Annotated in this window: 5 protein-coding genes; 1 reads left to right on the top strand and 4 read right to left on the bottom strand. The window is 36.0% G+C overall.

What is annotated here, in order from left to right:
* The first annotated feature begins 134 nt into the window (after nt 1–134).
* Entirely contained in the window at nt 135–365 is a 231-nt protein-coding gene (locus ACFHWD_RS13020) for a helix-turn-helix domain-containing protein (RefSeq protein ID WP_150358400.1), read from the top strand.
* Nucleotides 366–514: 149 nt separating this feature from the next.
* Here ACFHWD_RS13020 and ACFHWD_RS13015 read toward each other — a convergent pair whose 3' ends face one another.
* The 4 genes from ACFHWD_RS13015 to ACFHWD_RS13000 all read right to left on the bottom strand — a co-directional run bounded on the left by ACFHWD_RS13015 (nt 515) and on the right by ACFHWD_RS13000 (nt 5,865).
* The gene (locus ACFHWD_RS13015; RefSeq protein ID WP_179977495.1) at nt 515–1,393 is read right to left on the bottom strand and encodes a methylenetetrahydrofolate reductase; all 879 of its coding nucleotides are present in this window, start codon (nt 1,391–1,393) and stop codon (nt 515–517) included.
* Between the two features lie 190 nt (nt 1,394–1,583).
* Nucleotides 1,584–3,383 (bottom strand): aminopeptidase P family protein, encoded by a 1,800-nt coding sequence (locus ACFHWD_RS13010; RefSeq protein ID WP_150358398.1) that lies wholly within the window; start codon nt 3,381–3,383, stop codon nt 1,584–1,586.
* Nucleotides 3,384–3,532: 149 nt separating this feature from the next.
* Nucleotides 3,533–4,414 carry a proline iminopeptidase gene (gene pepI, locus ACFHWD_RS13005; protein WP_150358397.1) on the bottom strand — a complete coding sequence of 294 codons (882 nt, stop codon included), beginning with the start codon at nt 4,412–4,414 and terminating at the stop codon, nt 3,533–3,535.
* A gap of 104 nt (nt 4,415–4,518) precedes the next feature.
* Entirely contained in the window at nt 4,519–5,865 is a 1,347-nt protein-coding gene (locus tag ACFHWD_RS13000) for a peptide MFS transporter (protein ID WP_150358396.1), read from the bottom strand.
* Nucleotides 5,866–6,000 lie beyond the last annotated feature (135 nt).

Genomic DNA, 6,000 nt, shown 5'->3' with positions numbered 1-6,000 from the left:
ATATATCCTATTTATGAAAATTTATCTTTTAGCACAACAGGTTAAATTATATCATAAAAATCGCTCATTGTAGACTATAGTATGCAGACAAATTGCAACATTTTTTTTAGAATTATATTTAAGAGGTGGTTTACGTGACATTAGAAAATGCACTTGCTATAACTTTAAAAAACCGCAGAATAAAATGTGGATTATCTCAAGAGGATCTTGCTCATAAATGTAATATTGACAGAACTTATATCAGCATGATTGAGTGCGAAAAGCGAAATCCTACTTTAAACACAATTTTTAAAATCTGCAAAAGTTTAAATATAAAAGCCAGTGATTTTATTTCAAGTATCGAAAAAACAATGGAGGACAATTAAAAAAACAATACTATTTTCTCGCCAACTTGATTCATATTTATAAATAAATTGAATGAGTTAAAAGGTCTCATCTTAAAAAGATGGGGCCTTCATTAATCTTTCGTATTTAAATAATATTATTGACATGTTTATAACTAATTGTTCTATATCTATTCTAACGGTTCATTTAAATTTCGGATACCAGATTCATCTAAAATGTCGGTTATGTCTTTCCGCCTGTTTAGAGAATAAATATGAAGTCCGTTTATTCCTGCATTTATGAATCTATAAATTTGCTTTACCGTATATTCTTTTCCTGCTTTTTTAAAATCCTCTGGATTATCACCATATCTTGCAATTATTTCTGCCAATTCTCTTGGAATCGCACTGCCATTAGAAACTGTCATGCGAATGATAGGATCTTTTGAAAGTACCGGCATTACCCCCACATCGATTGGCAGTAAAATACCTGATTTTCGAATTTTCTCAGCCCACCATTTATACTGATCTACATCATGGCACAATTGAGTCATTATATAATCGGCACCTGCATCCTGCTTCACGCGAAGATGGGCAATATCCTCTTCAAAAGAGTCCGCTTGAAAATGCTTTTCCGGATTACCTGCTACAGCAATACAAAATTCAGGAAAATTTTTCTTAATAAATGCAACTAATTCATTTGCATAATCAAAATCACCCCTCGTTCCTTCCCAGCCCTTTGGGAAATCACCGCGTAATGCCAAAATGTGATCAATGCCCATATCCAAATACGTCTGCAGACTTTTTTTTATGTCTTTTTTTGTATTGCCAATACATGTAAAATGAGTTACAGGAATAGTCCTTCCACTTTTTTTAATAGCCCTGCAAACTTCAACATTCCGCCCTGCATTTGTTCCACCAGCACCATAAGTACAACTAATAAAATCAGGATTAAAAACATAAAGATGTTCTAAGGTGTCTAAAAGATTATCCATAGGCTGATCCATTTTAGGCGGAAATACTTCAAAGGAAAAGCTCATTTTTTGCTTCATAATTTCAGATATTTTCATATTTAACCCTTCAATCATAATTTTTTATTCATCTCAGCAAAATAATAGACATTTTATCTATCCTCTCCTCGTTAATTGAATACTTTTCAATACATTGTCAACAGTACAAAACATACATATATAACCAAATATGTAGATTTATTTTATCATATGTTCGTATCTTTTACAAGATTATATATCATCCAATCCTTTAAACTTCTCTTGTATACAATTTTAACCAGGATTGCTCTTCCTCAGTTAAATAAGGTGCTAACTTCTGATACACAAGTTTATGATAACTATTTAAATACACCTTCTCATCGCGGCTAAGGTCTTCTGGGTCTATGGCATCCAAGTCAATTGGAGCATACGTTACAGGATCAAAGTACATGAATTGCCCGAATTCATTTTGAATTCCTTTTCTAACAATAAGTTCATTCTCTAATCGAATGCCATAAGAGCCGTCTATATAAATACCAGGCTCATCAGTTATCACCATACCTTCCTCCAATACATGAGTTTCATGCTTGGATGGTACAACATACCACCTGAAACCGCTGGGAGCCTCATGAATATTTAGCAAATAGCCAACACCATGGCCAGTTCCACATTTATAATCTATATCTAAACTCCAGATGGGTTCTCTAGCTAACACATCTAAATTGTAACCTTTGCATCCATATAAAAATCTAGCACGCGCCAGATTCATCATACTTCTGGCTACAACTGTGAAATGGTGTTTAAGCTCCTTGTTCACTTCACCAAGGACAAATGTTCTTGTGATATCCGTTGAACCTTCAAGATAGTTTCCACCAGTATCCGTTAAGAAGAAATATCCTTTTGTAAGTTCTACATCCGTTTCAGATGTAGAAGTATAGTGCATCATAGCTGCATGCTCCTTAAAAGCACAAATCGGTTCAAAACTTTGCCACAAGTAATTATCCTGCATTTTTCTGAACTCCTCCAATTTTTGAGAAGCACTGATTTCCGTGATTTTTATTTTTCCTATATTTGTTTTTAACCAGTGCATGAATTTCGTAATAGCAACTCCGTCTTTAACGTGAGCTTTTTCAATATTGGCAAGTTCCACAGAATTTTTAATGGATTTGAACAGAACAGTAGGATTATCCACTTTTATTTTTTTAGTATGAACTGGAATATTCTTATACAGTGCATAATTGATACGATCTGGATCTATAAGCACCGTGTCTTCAGTCTTAAAGCTCTTGACATATTCATAAATATCGTTGTAGGGCTTTAACACTACATTATCTCTATCTAAAGATTCTTTAACTTTAGCATCAATCCGGCTTTCCTCAATAAACAAATATACTTTTTCCATGGAAACAACAGCATAGCAGAGAACCAATGGTGAATACATAACGTCATTTCCACGTATATTAAGTAGCCATGCAATATCATCCAAAGTTGTGATCACATGGTAATTTGCCCCTGCTTCTTTCATTGTGTTTCTCAGTCTGCACAATTTGGATGCTGTGCTTTCACCAGAATACTTTTCTTCGAGAAGGAAAACAGGTTCATTTGCCAATTTAGGACGATTTCCCCATATTTGGCCAACAAGATCACAGTTATATTCCACCGATACATTCTTATCAGCAAGCTTCTGGATCAATTCCTCTCCCTCTTGTACGGGAATAAGACGGCCATCAAATCCCAGCTTCCCATTATTGGGCATTTCAGCTTCCAAATATTCAAATACGGTAGGCACGCCTGGATTACCCATTTTAAAGAGCTTGATTCCACTACCTTTAAGTTGATACTCAGCTTGCAGAAAAAACCTTCCATCAGTCCAAAGTCCTGCTTCATCCCTTGTAATGACAACTGTTCCAGCATCGCCCGTAAACCCTGATACATAGGCCCTTGCCTTAAAAAATTCTCCTACATACTCACTTTGATGATTATCTGAAGATGGAATGATATAAGCATCTAATCCATTTTCTTTCATAAGTACCCTAAGTTTTGAAATCACTTCTTTTTTGTTTCCACTCATGTTTATTACTCCCTTTCATTTTATAATTTGCTGTCAAAGCAGATTGATTCATTATAAAATCATTTAACATTAGCAGCAAAAACTAGAAAAGTTTTTGCTGCTAAAAGATTACAATTATATCACAACAGTTATCTCACTGTAATAGAAAATTAATCATTCTCATTCAGCCATCTGTTAAGCACTTTTATATATTTCTCATTCTCTTCTACAAAGGGCATATGACGGCTGAATTCAAATAATTCCCACTTTGAATTCGGAATCTTATCATACATCGTCTTTGCAATAAGTGGAGAGCAGAGATCAAGAAGACCGCTGATAATTAAGCAAGGCTCTTGAATATCTTCAATTTGTTCCATAAAATCAAAGTCTTTTAATGTACCTGTTGGAGTGAATTCATTTTGTCCCCATGCAGTTATATAAGACTCTGTCCCGGTAACTTTTGGACGCTTTAAACACTCTGGTGAATCCGGACCTACTGGATCTGCACAGTAACGTCGCATGAATTCTGCTTCTGCATCCTTATACTCCTTTGATGAATAATCGCCGGATTCTTCTGCTTCTGCAATAGCATCCTGCATTTTTTGTGGAAGATACGTGACCCTTCTACGCTGTTCTTTTTCCCACAATGAGGCAGATGGTAGAGTGCTGGATAGTATATAACTTTTAATTCCCTTCGGTTTGTATTCACAAGCATATTGAATTGCCTGCATTCCACCCCAAGATTGTCCTAATAAATGGATTTCATCTAGGGATAAGTACTTACGCAGTTGGATTAATTCTTCAATCCATGTCTTTGCACACCACAAATCAGGGCGTGAGGGTGTTGCAGACAATCCGCATCCCAGCTGGTCATACATGATAATTGCACGCCCATCTTCTGCCAACTTGTCGAGCATTTCAAAGTAATTATGAGTGGAGCCGGGACCGCCGTGCAATAAAAGCAGCGGTTTTTTATTTCCTGTACATTCACCTACTATACGATAATAAGTTTTATATTCTAAATAGGGCATATAGCCTTCAGTAATCTTCATAAATAACCTCCTTACAATCTATTTGCATTGACGATACTTCATTGATTTCAGTGTTCTGTTCACTCTTTTTGCATTCATATTATTGCCTTCCAATAATTAATTCATTAGCTAACCTGATTACTTGATTCCTCGTCTTTTATAACCAGACTGTTCAATTTTTTATCTAATGACCAAAGAATAATACCAGCTGTAATAGCAATAGCTGCAATTATGAAGTATGTGGGAGCAAATTTAAATTTCAATGTAAATTCATATATCCATCCATAAGATTTTGCTGCAAAGAACACAGCAAGTACCCAAACACTCATCATACTGGATAATAATCTAGGTGGAGAAAATTTACTGATGAATGAGTTTCCCAGCGGTGAAAATACCATTTCACCAAAAGACAATACAACACCAAATGCAACAATCCACCCAAGCGATGCAAGATGTCCTCCTCTTGTAACATCAGCCATTGCAAATATTACATAGGATAATCCCAATAACAACATTCCCAAAGCAGTTTTCTTGAACATGCTCAAATCCCCTTGAGGTCTTCTGGCTAATTTTGCCCACAATCCAGCAAGAACCGGCCCCAGCGTGATACACATCAATCCATTTAATGAATCGAACCAAGATGTTGGAACCTGGAAACTACCTATCATCCAGTTGGCAGCTGCATGGTCTCCGCCCCAGTAGAAGTATACAGGCATATACGCCAGATACCAGAATACCCAGAATATTACAGAAAAGAAAGATACCAGAATTATGGCAGCCACTCTTTTCTTTTCTATTGTTGTAAGAGGTTTCTTCTCTTCTGCAGGTTTATTTTCCTTTTTCTCTTTACGTTCATCAACTTTGAACGGCCTTTTGCCTGCTTCCCCCAGGAATCTCCACCCGAAAATAAACCAGACAGCATCAAGAAACATCATTATGGCACAAATCAGGAAACAAAAAGTATAACCTTTACTTCCTGCAAGTACACCTATAATTGTAGTACCGATAAAAGAGCCAATGTTGACAAAAGAATATTGAATAGAAAATGCGGAATCCAGCTGTTTTGGGTCATTAAATAGTCTTCCTGTAATAGCGTTGGTCTGGCACTTGAACAATCCGGTGCCAATAGATACCAAAACAATCATAATGTTGATCATGGCGGCACTTGAAGCCTGCCATCCAACCAGATAGCCTGCCCCCATCAAAATCATTCCAATTGGAACAAGGTATCTGGCGCCTATTAGACGGTCAGATATAAATCCCCCAATTAATGGGGCAAGATAAGTGAAGGCAACTAGGTTTGCAGACATCTTTGCTGCATCGGCAGTGGTAAGACCGAGCCCTCCACTAGCTACAGCGGTGGCCACAAATATTGTGAGCAGCCATTTTGCCGAATAGAATGAAAACCTTTCCAATGTGAAGGCAAATGAACATACATAAAATCCAAATGGCCTTCTTTTTGCGTTTTCCATTTCTTATCCCTCCTATAAAAAATTAAATAATGGATATATAATTCTAAAGAATCAGAATACATTTTTATTATACACTATTTATAAACTTTTTTGTGTAACTTTACAGTATTAGTATAATAATTATTTTTTTAAGCT

Origin of the sequence: Clostridium sp. MT-14, assembly GCF_042436595.1 — a bacterium.
Classification (GTDB): domain Bacteria; phylum Bacillota; class Clostridia; order Clostridiales; family Clostridiaceae; genus Clostridium_B; species Clostridium_B aromativorans.
This window is presented reverse-complemented; position numbering and strand designations above follow the sequence as displayed.